The 17,171-nt window shown below is 59.1% G+C and carries 18 protein-coding genes; 10 read left to right on the forward strand and 8 right to left on the reverse strand.

What is annotated here, in order from left to right; all coding sequences use genetic code 11:
• Nucleotides 1–19: 19 nt before the first annotated feature.
• Nucleotides 20–1,111, reverse strand: a complete 1,092-nt coding sequence (locus WMP97_RS08165) for a hypothetical protein (RefSeq protein ID WP_340440257.1) — start codon at nucleotides 1,109–1,111, stop codon at nucleotides 20–22.
• Nucleotides 1,112–1,302: 191 nt separating this feature from the next.
• On the opposite strand from WMP97_RS08165, the gene WMP97_RS08170 reads away from it, so the two are divergent.
• The gene (locus WMP97_RS08170) at nucleotides 1,303–3,240 is read left to right on the forward strand and encodes a BCCT family transporter (protein WP_023021858.1); all 1,938 of its coding nucleotides are present in this window, start codon (nucleotides 1,303–1,305) and stop codon (nucleotides 3,238–3,240) included.
• A gap of 34 nt (nucleotides 3,241–3,274) precedes the next feature.
• On the forward strand, nucleotides 3,275–4,072 hold the full coding sequence (gene zupT / locus WMP97_RS08175; RefSeq protein WP_340440258.1) for a zinc transporter ZupT: 798 nt from the start codon (nucleotides 3,275–3,277) through the stop codon (nucleotides 4,070–4,072).
• 21 nt (nucleotides 4,073–4,093) lie between these two features.
• Here zupT and WMP97_RS08180 read toward each other — a convergent pair whose 3' ends face one another.
• From WMP97_RS08180 to WMP97_RS08190, 3 genes are read right to left on the reverse strand one after another with little or no spacing between them, the layout of a single operon-like run.
• Nucleotides 4,094–5,041 (reverse strand): DUF808 domain-containing protein, encoded by a 948-nt coding sequence (locus tag WMP97_RS08180; protein ID WP_340440259.1) that lies wholly within the window; start codon nucleotides 5,039–5,041, stop codon nucleotides 4,094–4,096.
• 3 nt (nucleotides 5,042–5,044) lie between these two features.
• Entirely contained in the window at nucleotides 5,045–5,581 is a 537-nt protein-coding gene (locus WMP97_RS08185) for a DUF402 domain-containing protein (protein WP_301716341.1), read from the reverse strand.
• On the reverse strand, nucleotides 5,582–6,358 hold the full coding sequence (locus WMP97_RS08190; RefSeq protein ID WP_340440260.1) for an Rv1157c family protein: 777 nt from the start codon (nucleotides 6,356–6,358) through the stop codon (nucleotides 5,582–5,584).
• A 227-nt stretch (nucleotides 6,359–6,585) separates the two neighbouring features.
• Between WMP97_RS08190 and typA the strand changes: the two genes are divergently transcribed.
• Nucleotides 6,586–8,496 carry a translational GTPase TypA gene (gene typA / locus WMP97_RS08195; RefSeq protein WP_086588097.1) on the forward strand — a complete coding sequence of 637 codons (1,911 nt, stop codon included), beginning with the start codon at nucleotides 6,586–6,588 and terminating at the stop codon, nucleotides 8,494–8,496.
• A gap of 11 nt (nucleotides 8,497–8,507) precedes the next feature.
• Here the strand turns inward: typA and WMP97_RS08200 are convergent, their stop codons facing one another.
• Complete coding sequence (locus WMP97_RS08200; protein WP_023021852.1) at nucleotides 8,508–9,170, reverse strand: GOLPH3/VPS74 family protein; 663 nt, start codon at nucleotides 9,168–9,170, stop codon at nucleotides 8,508–8,510.
• 88 nt (nucleotides 9,171–9,258) lie between these two features.
• Between WMP97_RS08200 and WMP97_RS08205 the strand changes: the two genes are divergently transcribed.
• From WMP97_RS08205 to WMP97_RS08235, 7 genes are read left to right on the forward strand one after another with little or no spacing between them, the layout of a single operon-like run.
• Nucleotides 9,259–10,890 carry an ABC transporter family substrate-binding protein gene (locus WMP97_RS08205; RefSeq protein WP_034656438.1) on the forward strand — a complete coding sequence of 544 codons (1,632 nt, stop codon included), beginning with the start codon at nucleotides 9,259–9,261 and terminating at the stop codon, nucleotides 10,888–10,890.
• Nucleotides 10,880–11,749: a PIG-L family deacetylase gene (locus tag WMP97_RS08210; RefSeq protein WP_200287786.1), complete on the forward strand. Its 870-nt coding sequence runs from the start codon at nucleotides 10,880–10,882 to the stop codon at nucleotides 11,747–11,749. The genes WMP97_RS08205 and WMP97_RS08210 overlap by 11 nt, the downstream gene beginning before the upstream one ends.
• Nucleotides 11,749–12,126, forward strand: a complete 378-nt coding sequence (locus WMP97_RS08215) for a hypothetical protein (protein ID WP_049361462.1) — start codon at nucleotides 11,749–11,751, stop codon at nucleotides 12,124–12,126. Before WMP97_RS08210 ends, WMP97_RS08215 begins: the two co-directional genes overlap by 1 nt.
• A 53-nt stretch (nucleotides 12,127–12,179) precedes the next feature.
• Nucleotides 12,180–12,503 carry a ferredoxin gene (gene fdxA, locus WMP97_RS08220; RefSeq protein ID WP_005327491.1) on the forward strand — a complete coding sequence of 108 codons (324 nt, stop codon included), beginning with the start codon at nucleotides 12,180–12,182 and terminating at the stop codon, nucleotides 12,501–12,503.
• A 3-nt stretch (nucleotides 12,504–12,506) separates the two neighbouring features.
• The gene (gene dapC, locus WMP97_RS08225) at nucleotides 12,507–13,595 is read left to right on the forward strand and encodes a succinyldiaminopimelate transaminase (RefSeq protein ID WP_301716344.1); all 1,089 of its coding nucleotides are present in this window, start codon (nucleotides 12,507–12,509) and stop codon (nucleotides 13,593–13,595) included.
• The gene (locus WMP97_RS08230; RefSeq protein ID WP_340440262.1) at nucleotides 13,588–14,427 is read left to right on the forward strand and encodes a pseudouridine synthase; all 840 of its coding nucleotides are present in this window, start codon (nucleotides 13,588–13,590) and stop codon (nucleotides 14,425–14,427) included. Before dapC ends, WMP97_RS08230 begins: the two co-directional genes overlap by 8 nt.
• Before the next feature lie 30 nt (nucleotides 14,428–14,457).
• Complete coding sequence (locus WMP97_RS08235; protein ID WP_086588090.1) at nucleotides 14,458–15,021, forward strand: GtrA family protein; 564 nt, start codon at nucleotides 14,458–14,460, stop codon at nucleotides 15,019–15,021.
• Nucleotides 15,022–15,204: 183 nt separating this feature from the next.
• Here WMP97_RS08235 and WMP97_RS08240 read toward each other — a convergent pair whose 3' ends face one another.
• The 3 genes from WMP97_RS08240 to WMP97_RS08250 are packed head-to-tail and all read right to left on the reverse strand — an operon-like array spanning nucleotide 15,205 to nucleotide 16,372.
• Nucleotides 15,205–15,687, reverse strand: coding sequence for a transcriptional regulator (locus WMP97_RS08240; protein WP_301732702.1), 483 nt, complete (start codon nucleotides 15,685–15,687; stop codon nucleotides 15,205–15,207).
• Nucleotides 15,680–15,889, reverse strand: a complete 210-nt coding sequence (locus tag WMP97_RS08245) for a helix-turn-helix transcriptional regulator (RefSeq protein ID WP_023021845.1) — start codon at nucleotides 15,887–15,889, stop codon at nucleotides 15,680–15,682. Before WMP97_RS08245 ends, WMP97_RS08240 begins: the two co-directional genes overlap by 8 nt.
• Nucleotides 15,890–15,946: 57 nt before the next feature.
• Complete coding sequence (locus tag WMP97_RS08250) at nucleotides 15,947–16,372, reverse strand: endonuclease domain-containing protein (protein WP_340440265.1); 426 nt, start codon at nucleotides 16,370–16,372, stop codon at nucleotides 15,947–15,949.
• Nucleotides 16,373–17,171 lie beyond the last annotated feature (799 nt).

A 17,171-nucleotide genomic window follows, 5' to 3' on the forward strand; every position in this document is an offset into this window, starting at 1 on the left:
ACTTTGGCGGGGCCGGTAGCTATTTGCGGTGGTTTCCTCCGCGGTGGTGGGAAGTCTCGCGTGCTACGCGCCGAGCCCGCACGCGCGCGGATTCGGAAGAATAACGGCCTGGTTCCTCGGCTACCGGGAGCACGCGCCAACTAAAACTCTGCTCGCCTGGGACAGAGGAGACCAATTCTGCAAGCTTGGCGCTGGCTTTAGGCGGCGTGGCCGAGTGAGCAGTTTGTTGTGGCGAAGCCGTCTGGGAAGGCGCAGCGGGTGCGGCTGGCTGCGCGTGCGGTCCTTGCGGACGACGCGAGCCCGTGGGAAGTGCAGTGACGATGGTCTCGCCGGATACTGTGTGATCCCAGACTTCGGGCGGCGTGGGCATGGATGCGGGCGCGGCGGCAGGAATCGCAGGTTGGGGAGCAGGCACGCGCAATGGTGGGACGGCGGGGGAGAAGATTTCCTCGGGGGTGGCGGTATCGGCGGGGATATCGACTGCAAGCATGCCATGGCTCGTGTAGGCACGGGCGGACAGCCCCGCTCCGGAGGCACTAGCAGCCTCGAATGCGGCACGCAGACCAGGCAGCGAGGCGATATCGCCGCAGGGGCCGAGAACCATATCGTCGCAGGTAGCTACAGCCGTGTCGGAAAGGTCTTCCAGGGTAACGAAGAATTGTTGCGTACCCATGCGTTGCAGCTGGGGGGAGGAAAGGTCGCCAGCGGCGACGTCGATAAGCACGCCTCGTCCACCGGCTAGCAGCGCGGTTCCTTGGGGCTGGTCATTGACCGGAACCATCCAAGGCCACAAGCCAAGGGACACGGCAACCTCCACCTCGCCGTCAACTACTTCCACTGTGGCAATAGTCTGTGGCTGGGCAAACGAGTTTTTCAAACGCTCTAGGGCGGGATATTCCGCGGCTTCGACCTCGTCCAAAAAACCTAGGAAGCCGAAGTCTGAGCGGATGCGCCAGCCGTTGGTGTAGGTATCGGGTTCTAGGGAGACATCGACAAGCGCTGCGTGCTCGGACACGCCGGGGATACTCAACGCGGTGCCCAGCACGGGGTGCTCAAGGACTGCGACATGCTCCACGCCGAAGTAACTAGTCGCGAGCGGGTAAAGCGCCATAGAAAGTCACTCCCAAGGTTAAAGGCCGGTAAACAATGCTGAGCCCATTTTACGCATATGGGGGTAAGGCTGATGCCAGCTTTATATCCAGCGAGTTTTTATTAATGTGTAGACAGCTCTTTCAAAGTGACGCCTGAAAATAGAATAGGAGTAGAACCATCTCTTCTTCACCGTCTTCTTCATCCCGCCCTGTGCGCGGGGTAAATAGCTCGGAAGAAAGTAAAAAACGCACCCGTAACGCCAAGCGCATTCTCAAAGACATTATGTACCCGCATAATATCCACCCTGCGCTGGTGCCGGGCGTTTCCATTGAGGATCAGAAGGTTAAATATGGAGTGGATAAGCCGATCCTTGTGGCGGTCGGCGGCCTGGTCATGGCCTTCGTCATTTGGGGTGTGGTTGCGCCCGAGCAAGTCTTTGATGCCTCTTCGGCCGCGCTGGATTGGGTAATGCGCAACTTGGGTTGGATTTTTACTGCCTTGGCTACGTTCCTGATGTTTTTGCTCCTCATCTTGGCCTTTTCCAAGTACGGCAAGATTCCACTGGGGCTCGATGGGGAGAAGCCAGAGTTTTCCACGGTGAGCTGGGCTGCGATGCTCTTTGGTGCTGGCATTGGTATCGGCATTATTTTCTTCGGCCCCTTCGAACCGCTGAGCTACTACCTTTCGCCGCGCCCGGGCGCGTACGAGGCGGCTAGCGATGAAGCCGTGCTTGGGGCAATGGCTCAGGCCGCAATGCACTGGGGATTTAATGCTTGGGCAATCTATGCCATCGTGGGCTTGTGCGTGGCCTATGTGTCTTTCCGCCGCGGCCGCGTTCCCCTGATGAGTTCCATTTTGATGCCGCTTTTTGGCAATCGTTCTACGGATTCCCTGCCGGCGCGCATCATCGACGGCCTGGCCATTATTGCCACGCTCTTTGGTACCGCCGCGACCTTGGGCATTGGTGCGCTGCAGATCGGCCGCGGCGTGGAATTGGTTAGCGGCTGGTCCACCACCGGCAATACTGCGGCGCTGGTCATTATCGTGGTGTTGTCTATCGGCACGATTTTTTCGGCCGTTTCGGGCGTGGCTAAGGGCATTCGTTGGCTCTCAAATATCAACCTGGTGCTAGCGCTTGCGCTGGCGCTGTTCTTCTTCGTGGTAGGTCCCACCGCTTTCTTGATCAACATGTTGCCGGCAGTGGTGATTGAGTATCTTGATGAGATGCCGCAGATGCTCTCTGCCAATATGGGCGAAGGCGAAGATATGGTGGCATTCCTCTCCTCATGGACCACCTTCTACTGGGCTTGGTGGGTATCGTGGTCACCGTTTGTGGGTGTTTTCGTAGCCAAGATTTCGCGCGGGCGTACCATCCGCCAGTTCGTGCTTGGCGTGCTGCTTATTCCATCGGCCATCATTGTTGCTGCCTTTACCATTCTTGGTGGCACCACCATTTGGCTGCAGCGCCGCGATGGCGATATCGCCCCGGACGGCACTATTGACTCTATGCCGGCGGCAGAAGATATCTTCTTTAAGGTCTTGGACCATTTCCCAGGTGCGGAGTGGATGGCACCCATTGTCATTCTCATGCTGGTTGTCTTCTTCATTACCACGGCGGACTCCGCATCCATTGTGAACTCGCAGCTCACGCAGCGGGGTAACCCCAAGCCAAACCCTATTGTTACCGTCTTTTGGGTGGTGTGCATGGCCGGCATCGCCGTGGTCATTTTGCTCGCTGGCGGACGCAATGCGCTGCAGGGCCTGCAGAATCTTATTACGATTACCTCTCTGCCATTTGCGGTCATCATTGTGCTTATGTGTATCGCGCTGGTGCGCGAGCTGCGCCATGATCCAATCTCTATCCGTCACTTCTACGAGGATGAGGCGGTTTCTAATGCGATTGTGCGTGGCGTGCGCGATTATGGCGATAATTTTGCCTTGTCCATTGAACCGACGGAGGGGGACTATGCAACGGGCGCGCACTTTAACTCCACTGCAGCAGAGGTGACCGATTGGTACGCGCGCACGGACGAGGAAGGCCACGCTGTGGGCTATGACTACGAGACAGGCGAGTACGTGGATAATGATCCTTCTATCAAGAATGGCGAATTTATCTCTCCTGTGCCTGAGGACAAAGATGAGGGTTAATACCTGATAATTATTATCAGGTAGGGTGCCAGCTATGACTCTTAGTACCTTTGTTTTCGCCTTCGCCTTGGTGCTGCTTTCGGGGCTATCGACCTCGATTGGCGGAGCCTTGGCGGTGGGAAAGCGCCAGCCGGGCCCGGCTTTCATGGCTGCAGCTCTAGGTCTTTCGGCCGGTGTGATGCTCTACGTCTCCTTCATGGAGATTCTCCCTGAGGGCACCTCCCAGCTTTCCGACGCCCTCGGGGGAGAAACCCCTGGCACCTGGGCCGCCGTCGGTGCCTTCTTTGCTGGCATTGCCGTTATCGCCATCATTGACCGGCTCGTGCCGGAAGAGATCAATCCCCATGAGCCGGCTACGACGGCCGAAGAGGCCCGCCGCAAAAAGCTGATGAAAACTGGCGTATTTACCGCCTGCGCGCTGGGGCTGCACAATTTTCCGGAAGGATTCGCCACCTTCTTATCCGGCCTAGAGTCTAAGGAAATCGCGGTGCCGGTGGCGGTGGCAATCGCCATTCACAATATCCCGGAAGGCATCGCGGTGGCCGTCCCGCTGCGGGAGGCAACCGGATCACGCACGAAGGCCTTTTGGTGGGCCACCTTGTCTGGGCTGGCGGAGCCGATTGGCGCACTCATTGGTTTCGGCATTCTCATGCCGGTGATTGGGCCGGCCACGATGGGAATCAGCTTCGCCGCCATCGCCGGCATCATGGTCTTTATCTCACTGGATGAGCTTTTGCCCACCGCCGAAGAAACCGGCGAGCATCACCACGCCATTTATGGCCTGATCGCCGGCATGGCCGTAATGGCGGTTTCGCTGATGCTATTTATGTAGCAGGCCTACTGTGCTTGAAGCCTAAGCCTCTGCCGGCGTGGAAGAGGTGCTCGAGGACTTGCCAAAGGAAGCTTTGACTGCCATGACGATGGTGGCGATGACCGTGCCGAGAACCAGGCCGCAAACCATAGACATGCCGGTCTCTGCCAGCCAAGCCAGGGCGCCATTAGAAATCTTTTCGGTCACGGAAGCGATGAATTCGTGCGGCTGATTCATGCCGAATTCGTGCAAGCCCTTGACCACGATATGGCCGCCGACCCATAGCATCGCGGCGGTGCCGATGATGCCGATAATATCGAGCACAATGGGCATGCCTTTGACAAGCGCGTTGCCCACCGTGGACTTGCCATTGTGGCGCTCATTTAAAGCCATGCCAATATCGTCCATCTTGACCAATAGGCCCACGGCGCCGTAGACACCCAAGGTCAATAAGATGCCGACGAAAATGAGGGCCCCGAGTCGCATCCAGAACGGCTGGTCGATGACCTCGTTCAAGGAAATGACCATGATTTCAGACGACAAGATGAGGTCAGTGGTAATCGCGGACTTGACCAAGCTGTCTTCGGCGTCGGCACCCTTTTCTTGCACCGACTCGGTTTCTTTCTCTTGGTGGGGAAGAAGGTGGTGCAAGATTTTCTCGGCACCCTCGAAGCAAAGGTAGGTACCGCCGCACATCAAGATAGGCGTGAGTGCCCACGGGGCGATCCAAGAAAGGATCATCGCGATGGGCAAGATGATGACGAGCTTATTGATAAGTGAGCCCTTGGTGATGCGCCAAATCATCGGCAGCTCGCGCTGCGGCTTAATACCTTCCACGTATTGCGGGGTTACGGCAGCATCGTCGACCACTACACCTGCGGCCTTTACCGAGGTTTTGCCCGCGAGGGCGGCCACATCGTCAACGCTGGAAGCAGCGGAGCGGGCGATCAAGGCGACGTCGTCAAGCAGTGCAAATAGGCCACCGGCCATAAATTATCCTTCTGGGGCTAGGGTAATGTCATCGGACCACGTCAAGTTTATCCCTTGATGTGCCAACCAAGCCATCGCATCGTCACCCCTGCGAGTAATGCCTTCTACGGCGGTTAGGGTGGTGTCGATCGCTTTTTCTGCATCCTCGGCAGTAATCAAACCAGCGGAGGTGGCGGCAGAGAGCTCATCAATGTCGAGCACGGAAATGGGCTCGTCGCGCGTTGCGACCAGGTCCACATAAAGATCGCGGGTGGTCCAGAGCGCACCATCGCGCTGGATTTCGGCAACGTCGATATAAAAATCTTGGTGGACGTCTACGCCCGGACGGAAGTGAAAGATATTGGCACGCAGGTTAAGGCCGGGTAGCAGCCACGATTCTAGGTAACCAAAGCGTGGGTGATCGGCGCCGCGGGCCATGTACAGACCAAACTCGGTTTCGGTGTAGGTATCGACCTCGCGCAGGAAACCTTTGGGGTCGGTGTTGGTGTAATCGGCGGTATTAAAGGTCTCGCGCTTGACCGGATGGAGGTCCGCCGCCATTTACTTCACCTCAAGGAAAGCGGCAGTGGGGGCGAAATTGCAGTGGGACTCTTGGGTATTAACGCCGCCGGATAGCAGCGCGATGACGGTACCCTTGCCGGTCTGGGCGGTGCCGGACAAGGTAGTGGGGCCATCCTGGTTGATGCCGTTGTTATTCAGCGGGGTGATGCCGCTGCGCAGGGTATCTAGGTTGAACCACTGCACATTCATTCCGCCCTGCTCGCGCGCGGCCGGAGGGGTGCCAAGAGCGGTAAAGAGGAAGACGGTCTCGCCGGGTTGTGCACCAGGTGCTGGCATTTCCGTGGGGCCAGGTACGGCAATGGCCGAGCCCATGGCATCGCTGGTGCCGCCGATGCAATGTGCGGAGACGGTGGGCCAATAAAACTGGCGGAAATTCGGGTTATTGCCCTCCGGCATAGCCACGCCGCCCTTGCCATCGCCGCCGCCGGCGAAGAACGCGAGGCCCGAGAGAATAGCGTTGCGAACATCCTCGGGAATCCAAGGTTGTGCCGCAAAAGCGCGGATGCGATCTTGGGTTTCCTGATTGGGGCGGCCTAGCTCGTCGAGGGGGCTATGGGAAGAAGCCTGCTGCACCAGGGTAGAAAGGTCTGGTGCAGATGCTTGCGCTGGGGCGACGAGTGGGGAGGCGAGGCCGATGAGCGCGGCCGTGGCGGCGGTAATATAACCGATGCGGCCGGATAGGCGCCAGGTGGTGCGGGCGTTGCTCACGTTATCAATTCCTTGGGTGCGGTCTCGGTCAGGGCATTCAAACCCCATTAGTCACAATCGTAACAATAGTACCTAAAGTAACGATAGTGATAGCTAGGGAGGTGTCAAGTGTGTTTGCGATCTATAAGAATCTTCGCTCGCCCTATACGGTGCGTTACCGGGTAAAGCCAACCCCAATGCTGCACTTGGCCCTTTAAGGGGGTATCGTGGGAGCTCGTTCAAGATCAAATTCGCGCGCGCAAGCGCTGTAGATCCTCCGAAGGAGAACCCCACTAGTGAGTAATACCGAGTTCCGTAATGTTGCCATCGTCGCGCACGTTGACCATGGCAAGACCACCCTGGTCAACGGCATGCTGGAGCAGTCCGGCGCCTTTGGTGACCACGGTGAACACACGGACCGCGTCATGGACTCCAATGATCAGGAGCGCGAGCGCGGCATTACCATTCTGGCCAAGAACACGGCCATTCACCGCAAGGGCCTAGGCAAGGACGGCCAGGACCTGATTATTAACGTCATCGACACCCCAGGCCACGCCGACTTCGGTGGCGAGGTCGAGCGCGGTATTTCCATGGTGGATGGCGTCGTCTTGCTCGTCGATGCCTCCGAGGGACCGCTGCCGCAGACCCGCTTCGTGCTCACCAAGGCACTGGAAGCCAAGCTGCCGGTTATCATCTGCGTGAACAAGACTGACCGCCCGGATGCCCGCATCGACGAGGTTGTCTCCGAGTCCCAGGACCTCCTGCTGGAAATCGCCGCCGGCCTGGAGGATGAGGAAGCTGCAGCCGCCGCCGAGGAGCTGCTGGACCTGCCGGTTCTCTACGCTTCCGGCCGCGCCGGCGTTGCCTCCACCGAGAACCCAGGCGATGGCAACGTCCCTGCGGGCGAGGATCTGCAGCCGCTTTTCGACGTCATCTATAACGTCCTCCCAGAGCCTTCCGCTACCGTCGACGCCCCACTGCAGGCGCACGTGACCAACCTGGACGCCTCCGACTTCCTAGGCCGTATCGCGCTGCTGCGTATCTACGCCGGCCGCATTAAGAAGGGCCAGCAGGTGGCCTGGATCCACTACGACGAGGATGGCAACCAGCACACCAAGACCGTGAAGGTCGCCGAGCTGCTGCGCACCGTCGGCTTCGAGCGTCAGCCGGCCGAGGAAGCCATCGCCGGTGACATCGTGGCTATCTCCGGCATTTCTGACGTCATGATTGGTGACACCATCGCCGATCCGGAGCACCCTGAGGCTTTGCCGCGCATCACCGTAGACGAGCCGGCCATCTCCATGACCATCGGCGTGAACACCTCCCCGATGGCAGGCCAGGGCGGCGGCGATAAGCTCACCGCGCGTATGGTCAAGGCCCGCTTGGAGCAAGAGCTCATCGGTAACGTTTCCCTGCGCGTGCTGCCCACCGAGCGCCCCGACGCTTGGGAGGTACAGGGCCGTGGCGAGATGGCGCTGTCCGTGCTGATTGAGTCCATGCGCCGCGAAGGCTTCGAGCTGACGATTGGCAAGCCGCAGGTTGTGACCAAGGAAATCGACGGCAAGACCTACGAGCCATACGAGATCCTCACCATTGACTCCCCGTCCGAGCACCAAGGTGCTATCACCCAGCTGCTGGCCGCCCGCAAGGGCCAGATGCAGGCCATGGATGTGCGCGAGGGCGACTGGGTACGCATGATCTTCCGCGTTCCTGCCCGTGGCCTCATCGGCTTCCGCACCCAGTTCATGACCGAGACCCGCGGTGCCGGTATCGCTAACTCCATCTCTGACGGCCTGGATGTCTGGGCCGGCGATATCAAGTCCCGCCCGACCGGTTCCCTGGTGGCTGACCGCACCGGCCAGATCACCCAGTACGCGCTGACGCAGTTGGCTGACCGCGGCAATTTCTTCGTCGAGCCGGGCGCCGAGGCTTATGAGGGCATGGTCGTTGGCGCCAATAACCGTGATGAGGATATTGACATCAACATCACCAAGGAAAAGAAGCTGACCAATATGCGCTCCGCTACTGCGGAGGCCACGGTCACCCTGGCCAAGGCACACACCCTTTCCTTGGAAGAAGCACTGGAATTCTGTGGCAACGACGAGTGCGTCGAGGTCGCCCCGGACGTCCTGCGCGTGCGCAAGGTAGAGCTTTCCGCTACCGACCGCAAGCGTGCGGCTGCTCGCGCGAAGCAGATGAATAAGTAGTGAGCACCGCCTTAGGTGGTAGTGATTGCCGCTGAAGTGGCAACCACTGCCGCTACTGCTGCCGCCTCCTCTACTACGGCCTTAACCGCTGAGGAGGCGGTTTTGTCATATGTCACCTCCTTTTTGATCTCCTGAATGCGTGCCCGCATTTCCCGTCGCTTCATACCCTCCGCATCATTTTTGAGCAGAGTATAGGCACCGGAGACTTCGCGGAGGATATCGAGGATGATGACGTCATTAACCTCGGCTGGACGTTGTGCTTCCAGCACCGCGACCAGCCGCTCGCGCAGTTGGTGCTCTAATTCCAAGTCCGTCATGATGTAGCGGTCGCCGCCCCATTGCCACCACTTGGCTTTTTCTATGTCGAGCTGGCCATTCGCGTGGAAATCCAAGGCGATGATTTCCCGTGGGGTAAACCAAGAAGCTTCCAAGAGCTCCTTCGTACTGGCGGTCTTGCGCTGCTGTAACTCCTCCCAGGCCCAGGCCAAAACTGGGTTCTTCGGGCGCTGGGTGGTAGTTACTACCTTTTTCTTTTCCGCAAGTTCGACGTGCCCGCCCAGCAGTAGGTCCGCGAGGACGGTAGCGCGTAGGGCGGCCTCATTATTGGACACCCAGTCTTCTTTCTTGCCATTGTCTTTAGTTAATAGCAGGAACATTTCTTGGCAAATCAGCATGGTGCCTCCCTCAAAGTTGCGGTCTGAGCCTGAGTCTAGCGCCGAATATCTTCGTTCCGGCGGGGTAGAGGGACTAAAGTAGTCCGCGATGAAAAAGAATCCGGCTTCAACAAGGCGCGCGGCGTCGGCAATGGCGGCGGTGCTGAGCGCCGCTAGCCTTGTTTTCTTAAGCGCTTGCGCGGCTAACCCTGGCCCTCCACCGGTGGTGGAGGATAATGCCTCCGCGCTGCAAGAGGATCAGGCCACCACCACTGCAAAACAGCAAGAAGAGCCACCCCAAGACACCGATTCCGCCAAGCGTCCTACTATCTCAGTGGGCGTAGATCCCTTGCGCGCGGGATTAAACCCGCACTTGGTGGCCAATAATTCCGAGCTGGTGGACCAGATTGCGGAACTGGTGTTGCCTTCAACCTTCCACGGCGGTCAGAGGGACGCCGATATCCTGGAATCCGCCGCCGAGGTAAATGCCCCCAAGGGGGTAGCGCAGCGAGTGCGCTACGTTATTGCTTCACCTGCGCAGTGGTCAGATGGTACGCCTATCTCTGGCGCGGACTTTAGCTACTTGTGGAAGCAGATGACCACGACCGCCGGTGTACGAGATCCCGCTGGCTACCACGCCATCTCGGCCGTGAATACCTCTGATGGTGGTCGCGTAGTCACGGTGGATTTTTCCCAGAAGGTTAAGGACTGGCACCTGCTCTTCCATAACCTACTGCCTTCGCACTTATTGCAAGATGATAATTTCGGCTCCGCATTAGCGGATAAGATTCCGGCATCGGCCGGACGCTTCCTTGTCGATAGCGTGGACCGGGGACGCGGAGTCATTACCTTGAACCGAAACGATAGGTTCTGGGGCGCTAATCCGGCCCAAGTGGATGTCATCCAGCTCAGTGAGGTGCGCGATAGCACCCAAGCGCTGAATATGCTGCGCTCCGGACAGATCGGATTCGCGGACTTTACTCCGGACCAAACCTCAGAGGAGGCGTTGGGTCTTTTAGGACATGTCTCTGAAAAAGCACTTACTCGCCCACGCCAATTGCGCCTGCATATGTCTACTGCAGAAGGCGCATTGGAAGAAAGGGCAGAGCGCCGCGGATTAGCCTCACTGATTGATACGGATCAGGTCGCCCGCTTGGCCACCGGCCGCGCTTCCAATCTGGAGCCCGGACATAACCCTATAAGCAAAGACACGGATCTTACTGCGTTGCGCGCACGCGCCAGCAAAAAACCGATTCGCTTTGCGGTAGACCCTACTAGCCCCACTGCCTTGGCCGCGGCAAATACCCTCTACGATGTCCTGGAAGCCCACGGGATAGATGCCGAGGTGGTTTCCGAGCGCCTGACCACAATAACCTCCAAGCTTTTGCCAGAAGGCGATGTGGATGCCGTGGTTACTTGGGAAGATATCTCCTTGAACTCGTTGGCCGCGGCAAATATCTTTAGCTGCGATAATAAACAACCACTGGCAGGCGATTTGTCCGGAATCTGTCCGGAGAATGCGGACGAGATTCGCGAGGAAATCTTGTCCGGGACCATGAGCCCGAAGGAGGCGCTCGGCCGCATTCGAGAAGTGAACTCTAAAGAAGCGCTCTACGTGCCGTTGATGGATGAGACGCGTATCCACGCGCTCGGGAAGGGTATTGTAGGCCCCGGCCAAAGCATTGATGATTGGGACGGGGGTCTTATCACCGCGCCCCGCTGGAGGATAGATGAAGACTAAGGATTTAACCGGCTATCGCGTGGTGGCAGTCCATGCCCACCCGGATGATGAAACCCTTTTTATGGGCGGTACCCTGGCGAGCCTCGCCGCACGCGGCGCCGAGGTCACCGTTATTACGCTCACCTTGGGCGAGGACGGCGAGGTTATTGGTGAGCCCTACCAGGGCCTGGCCGACCATGATCAGCTCGGCGGCTTTCGCGCTCGCGAATTGGCTAACGCACTGGAGGCTCTTGGAGTAAAGGGAATCCAGCTCGGCGGCTTCGGTCACTTCCGTGACTCCGGCATGGCGGGCTCACCCTCCCACGAAGATTCGCGCGCGCTGGTCAATCGCATCGAGGAGGCGGCCGATTTCCTGAGCGACGAGCTCGAGACGATTAAGCCCCACGTCATCTTGACCTACGGGCCTGATGGCGGTTACGGCCACCCGGACCACATTGCGGTGCATAAGGCGGTAATGAAGGCGGCGTCGCCAAGCACACGCATTTGGTACGGCATTTTTGAACGCGCCGCTAACTACGGCGGCCTGGAAACCCTCGATGCCCCAGCTGGATGGACCAAGCCCAGCCAGGAGTACTTGGACAATTTCACCAACGAGGGTGCTGATGTCACTGTCGCTCTTTCTGACGCCGCCTTGGACGCCAAAGGCCGCGCCATGCGCGCTCACGCCTCCCAAATTTGGTTGGCCGATGGCTCCACCACCCGCACCAATCCCGCGTCCGCTGTGGCCGCGCTCCATGAACCTGAGCGCGTGCCCGGCGCCTTTGGCCTGTCCAATCTGCTAGTTATGCCGCTGCTGCCTGCCGAATACTTCCAACTGGGTCAAGGCGAGCCGGCCGATGATTTGCTCGGTGGGCTGTGATGCGCACGGATTTTAGCCGCGGCGAGCAGGTAACCGGCCTGGTGTGGTTGGCTATTGGCGCGTTGCTTTCGGTATTTCTCGAGGTCATTTATCTCACCGCCCGCATCCCGCTATCCAATGGGGCGAGCGTAGCCTTTCCCATTACGATTGTGATCGCGTGGTGGTTCAACTCCGTGCTTACCCGCACCGCCCGCTTGTGGAGCCGCACGCCGGTAGTCAGCGCCATCCCGCTCATCGTATGGTGCTTGGGCTTTTTCGCCTTCATGCTGATGGTGCCAATGACTGGAGACATGCTCTTGGCCAATAATATTCTCAGTCTGCTCCTGCTTTTGGCGGGAATAGGCGGCGGCGTTTGGCCATTTTTCAAGCAGAAGTGACATACTATTAATCACCCCAAATCCTAGACATCAGGAAGTTTCAAGGAATCTCCATGACTTATACGATCGCACAGCCTTGCGTTGACGTAATGGACCGCGGCTGCGTTGAGGAATGCCCTGTTGATTGCATCTACGAGGGCAAGCGCATGCTCTACATCCACCCGGATGAGTGCGTGGACTGCGGCGCCTGCGAGCCGGCTTGCCCGGTCGAGGCCATCTTCTACGAGGATGACGTTCCCGATGAGTGGCTGGACTACAACGACGCCAACGCAGCCTTCTTCGATGACTTGGGCTCCCCAGGCGGAGCGGCGGCCCTTGGGCCACAGGACTTTGACGTCCCGATGATTGCCGCGCTTCCACCACAGAATCAGGAGTAAGACATGGCACGCACACCGCTAGGAAAGACGCTTCCAGACTTCCCCTGGGATTCGCTGGCCGGCGCCAAGAAGAAGGCCCAGGCCCATCCAGGTGGAATCGTTGACCTCTCGGTGGGCAACCCCGTTGACCCAGTAGCCCCAGGCGTGCAGCTTGCGTTGACCGCAGCCGCGCAGGCCTCCGGCTACCCGCAGACCGCCGGCACCCCGGAGCTGCGCGAGGCCATCGCCGCCGCGCTGACCCGCCGCTACAATATGCAGGTCGATCGCGTACTGCCGGTGGTTGGTACCAAGGAAGCCATCGCCTGGCTGCCCACACTTTTGGGCATGCGCGGCGAGACCGTCGCCTTCCCCTCGGTGGCCTATCCCACCTACGAGGTAGGCGCACTACTCGCCGGAGCCACTCCGCTGCGTGCGGATTCCGATTTCCAAGACGCCTCTTTAGTCTTTTTGAATTCGCCTTCCAATCCCACGGGCCGTGTGCTCGGGGTAGAGGAGCTGCGCCGCATCGTGGCGTGGGCGCGCGAGAACGACGCCATCATTGCCTCCGATGAGTGCTATATGAGCTTGGGCTGGAATGACGATAATCCGCCGGTGTCCATCCTCGATCCGCGCGTGACCGATGGCGATAACACCGGGCTCATTGCCATGCATTCGCTATCCAAGACCGCGAATATGGCTTCCTACCGCGCTGGCTTCTTCGCGGGCGATAACGACCTCATCGACGAGCTGCTGCTGCTGCGCAAGCACGCCGGCCTCATCGTTCCAGGGCCCATTCAGGCCGCCATGGTCGCCGCGCTTAACGACGACGACACCGAGACGCTTCAGCGCAACCGCTACGCCTCCCGTCGCGCGGTGCTCATGCACGCGCTTATCGACGCCGGCTTTACCATCGACCACTCCGATGCCGGCATGTACCTCTGGGCCACCCGCGGCGAGAATTGCCGCGAGACCATCGACTGGCTTGCCGAGCGAGGTATCCTCGCCGCCCCTGGTGACTTCTATGGCCCAGCTGGCGAGAAGCACGTGCGCATTGGTCTCAACGGCACCGATGAGCGCATCGATGCTGCAGTAGACCGCCTCGCCGGTGCCTAATTCCGGCAGGCCTCCCGCACGCGAGGGCATATCCCCGCGCAAGACGGTCCTGCGCGGCTACGTGCCCGAAAAAGGGGAGTACTTCGCCGCCCGCGCCGGCGATTCCCCCTATCCGCCTGGGACTCAGCTGCCGGCTGGGGCCGCGCTGCCGCGTCCCGTGCCCGCCTGGTATCACCCCACTGTGCCTGCCGAGCGCCCCATTCCTTTCGACTACTCAGTCATCTACGCCGACCGCGACCTCATCGTGGCCGATAAGCCGCACTTCCTGCCGACGACCACCAACGGCCGACTGCAACGCGAAACTCTGCAAACCCGGCTGCGCGTGGACTTCGGTGAAGACGATATCGTGCCGCTGCACCGCCTAGACCGCTTGACCGCCGGCCTTGTGCTGTGTTCCCGCAATCCCGCCACTCGCGCCGCTTACCAGCGCATCTTTGGGGAGGGGAGTGCAGTGAAGAGGTATCGGGGCGTCGTTAAGCGGCCGCTTTATGTGGACCGGGAAATCACCCTGCACATGCACAAGCCCCGCGGCTCGCGCCGGGTGCTCGTTGCTTCCGATGGCACGCCCACCTCTACGTATGTGCGCGCCGCCGGCCGGGAGGTGACCATGTGGCCGCGCACCGGCCATACCCACCAACTGCGCGTGCTGCTTAATCATCTGGGGCACCCGCTTCTCGGGGAAGACACGTATCCCGCTCCGCGCGAGCTCGACCTGTATGATTTTCGCGCCCCGCTCTCTCTACTCCATGAGGCTATCTCTTTTATAGATCCTCTATCACAATCCGAGCGTCAATTTTTCAGTTCGCAAGTCTTAAGCACTACAATTGAATAGTTATATATTCACTGGCTAGAAAGGCGGCCCATGGCAGACCTCAGCGTCGCGCGCTTTGTGTCCAATTTTGGGCAGTTTATCAAATTCGGAATTGTTGGCGGCTCCGGTGCCGCGGTTAATCTCTTTGTGGTCTATTTGTGCAGAAAGATTACTTGGTGGTCTGGCGGCATCGAGGCGGACGATCCCTTCATCAATCTCTTCGGCTCTGTTTTCCATATCCGTTGGTACCATGTGTTTTTGACCATTGCGTTCTTGGTCGCCAACACTTGGAACTACCAGCTGAATCGCATGTGGACTTTCCGATCGGTGGCGAAGGTGTCTTGGCTGCGCGGTTTCTTCCCATTCCTTCTCGCTGGAATTGGAGCTTTTATCGTAAGTCAAGTTGTGGCGACACTCTTAATGAATCCGACTTCGCCGCTGCACTTGCCCACAGACATTCTGGATGATTCGACCGGTTTGCGTACAAAGGTGTACTGGGCATCGGCCATTTCTATCATTGTCGCTATGCCGATTAACTTTATCTTGAACAAGCTGTGGACCTTCCGCTCGCAGCCGAAGACGCCTCAACTTGTCGAGGAAACCGAGCCGGCCTAGCTAGGTCCCGTATTTCCTTCCTCTCCGCCCCCGCGCTCACCAGCGCAGGCTGGCGGAGATTTTTCTTTCTCTCAGTGAGCGCGAAGGGGACAGTACCTCCCGCCGCGCTCACGGGGAACGAAAACAAAGAAAACCCGCCGTCCGCGGTGAGCGCGAAGGGCGGGGTGAGGTGCCGGAGTGAAACTAGTCTTCTAACTCGGCATCGAGGCGAGCTTGGTCGCGGCGGTGCTGGCGGCGACGAATGAAGGGGGTCAGGGCGAGCACGGCAATGGCGCCGACTGCGGTACCGATGAGGTAGGAGACGGGGTCGTGGCCGTCGGCTGGCGCATAGGCGTTATAGGCAATGCCGGCGAACATGACTATAAGAGGGATGAGGTAGACAGCGATAGCCGTCCAATTGCGGCTAACAATTGGGGTGGCCACGCGCTGGCGCATCCAAGCAGAACCGATGGAGTTGCCCACGATGGACGGCACGAGCGCGAGGAAGCACAGCATGGACATTTGGCCAGGAAGGACCCAGGCGAGAATTGCGGCGACGACGAGTTCGAGGAACGGGATTGGGGTCATTCCGATTGCGCAGGCCTTGTAAAGAGTGTCGCGTTCGAATTCATCGCGAGTCGCGCGATCGATTTCCTTGAGGGAGTAATTGGCGATGGCGTTAATCATGTTGTTCAGCTCCAAAAATTTCTTCGACGGTTTTTCCTAGTTCGTGGCAAATATCCAGTGCGAGGTGCACGGAGGGCGAGTAGTTGCCGCGTTCGATATTGGCGATGGTTTGGCGGGAGACGCCAACTCTTCTGGCGAGTTCAGCTTGTGATAATTCGAGCCAGCGGCGCCATTTGCGGACCATGTTGGGGTGCTCGGCCACCTGTTCTCCTTTACGGGCTGTCGTTCTTACATTACCGAGTGTAAAGGAAAGTTGTCACTAAGGCAAGGGGTATACGCACAGGTGCCACCGCCAATAGGGCACAGTGGCTGAAGTGGGGAGCTGCGGATTCCCACCTTTTAGCACCTCCAACGTGGCCTTGACGAGCAAAACGGCCTGGCTGAGGTGGTGGATGATGTCATCGGCAGTAAAACGCAAAACGGTATAACCGTGAGCTACAGCCGCGTTCTGCTTGGTACGGTCAGCTTGAAAGGCCACACTGTGCTTGTGGTATTCCCAGCTGTCAACTTCCACCAGCAACTTGCCAATCTTCAGGTCAAAGCGGTAGCCGGCGATGAGAACATTGTGCTTGGGGTAGATTCCTTCTGCGCGAAGCTGCCTACTTAGTGTGCGTTCCGGCGGGCTATCTGCGCCTATAGCAGCGTGTCGTATCGCCTCTCTAAGAGGCTTCGGGACGCGCCTCATTCGCCGACGGTCCTCTTCGAGGCGGCCGGGCCCGTGCTTTCCTTGGTAGTAGTCTTCCAATAAAGGCCTGCATGCACGCGAAATTCTGCGTGCAGCCCATAGCGGTTGCACCACCGGTAGGCCGTTGACCTTGTGTGTGGCCCGGAGGCGCGAGTGCGACACGCGGAAGCATTTTCCCTTCAACGTGCGGGGTCCCTCTGCTTCCAACGGAAATGTTATTGGCCGGCCCAGATAAATCTCCTGCGCGGTCTTTCCGGTGAAATGGATTCGGCTGAGCCCATGCGCCAAGGCCCGCGCTACCGCCAGGGGCGTCCACGTATCGGTATAAATCCCCCGATGCACGCGATACAGCTTCCTCTCACGCACCTTGCGGCGAATCGCCTCTTTGCTTAAACCTTGCTCGTGAAGTTCCGCGGTTGTCCATTCCCCCATGGGAATAAACGTAAACAGCCGCAGTGCGTGATGGCTACGCTTCCCGCTGCAACCTGTGGATAACTCAGGGACGGGGCTCGATTTTCCGCCGCTGGGGCTGGAGCGCTGTGGATAACCGCCCCACGCGCTCACCGGCAGCCACCCTTTGGCAGAGATCCGTGTTCACGGTGAGCGCGACGGGAGCGGTAGAAAAGGCCGTCGCCCTTTGCGCTCACCGGCAGAGCTTTCCGACGTCCCCATTCGTTCCCCGTGAGCGCGGCGGGCGGAGCGTAGGGCACCTCACCCCCTCGCGCTCACTGGGAGACGAAAAGAGACGTCCATTCGCGCGCCGGTGAGCGCGAAGGGCGGGGCGGGAGGGGGCTAAGTC

The organism is Corynebacterium sp. KPL4072, assembly GCF_037908395.1.
GTDB classification, from domain to species: domain Bacteria; phylum Actinomycetota; class Actinomycetes; order Mycobacteriales; family Mycobacteriaceae; genus Corynebacterium; species Corynebacterium kefirresidentii.

Bases quoted from the DNA above. Each gene is read 5' to 3' on its own strand.
- WMP97_RS08165 (WP_340440257.1), bottom strand. From the start codon at position 1,111: ATGGCGCTTTACCCGCTCGCGACTAGTTACTTCGGCGTGGAGCATGTC.
- zupT (WP_340440258.1), top strand. From the start codon at position 3,275: ATGACTCTTAGTACCTTTGTTTTCGCCTTCGCCTTGGTGCTGCTTTCG.
- WMP97_RS08180 (WP_340440259.1), bottom strand. From the start codon at position 5,041: ATGGCCGGTGGCCTATTTGCACTGCTTGACGACGTCGCCTTGATCGCC.
- WMP97_RS08185 (WP_301716341.1), bottom strand. From the start codon at position 5,581: ATGGCGGCGGACCTCCATCCGGTCAAGCGCGAGACCTTTAATACCGCC.
- WMP97_RS08190 (WP_340440260.1), bottom strand. From the start codon at position 6,358: ATGGGGTTTGAATGCCCTGACCGAGACCGCACCCAAGGAATTGATAAC.
- WMP97_RS08200 (WP_023021852.1), bottom strand. From the start codon at position 9,170: ATGCTGATTTGCCAAGAAATGTTCCTGCTATTAACTAAAGACAATGGC.
- WMP97_RS08205 (WP_034656438.1), top strand. From the start codon at position 9,259: ATGAAAAAGAATCCGGCTTCAACAAGGCGCGCGGCGTCGGCAATGGCG.
- WMP97_RS08210 (WP_200287786.1), top strand. From the start codon at position 10,880: ATGAAGACTAAGGATTTAACCGGCTATCGCGTGGTGGCAGTCCATGCC.
- WMP97_RS08215 (WP_049361462.1), top strand. From the start codon at position 11,749: ATGCGCACGGATTTTAGCCGCGGCGAGCAGGTAACCGGCCTGGTGTGG.
- fdxA (WP_005327491.1), top strand. From the start codon at position 12,180: ATGACTTATACGATCGCACAGCCTTGCGTTGACGTAATGGACCGCGGC.
- dapC (WP_301716344.1), top strand. From the start codon at position 12,507: ATGGCACGCACACCGCTAGGAAAGACGCTTCCAGACTTCCCCTGGGAT.
- WMP97_RS08235 (WP_086588090.1), top strand. From the start codon at position 14,458: ATGGCAGACCTCAGCGTCGCGCGCTTTGTGTCCAATTTTGGGCAGTTT.
- WMP97_RS08240 (WP_301732702.1), bottom strand. From the start codon at position 15,687: ATGATTAACGCCATCGCCAATTACTCCCTCAAGGAAATCGATCGCGCG.
- WMP97_RS08250 (WP_340440265.1), bottom strand. From the start codon at position 16,372: ATGAGGCGCGTCCCGAAGCCTCTTAGAGAGGCGATACGACACGCTGCT.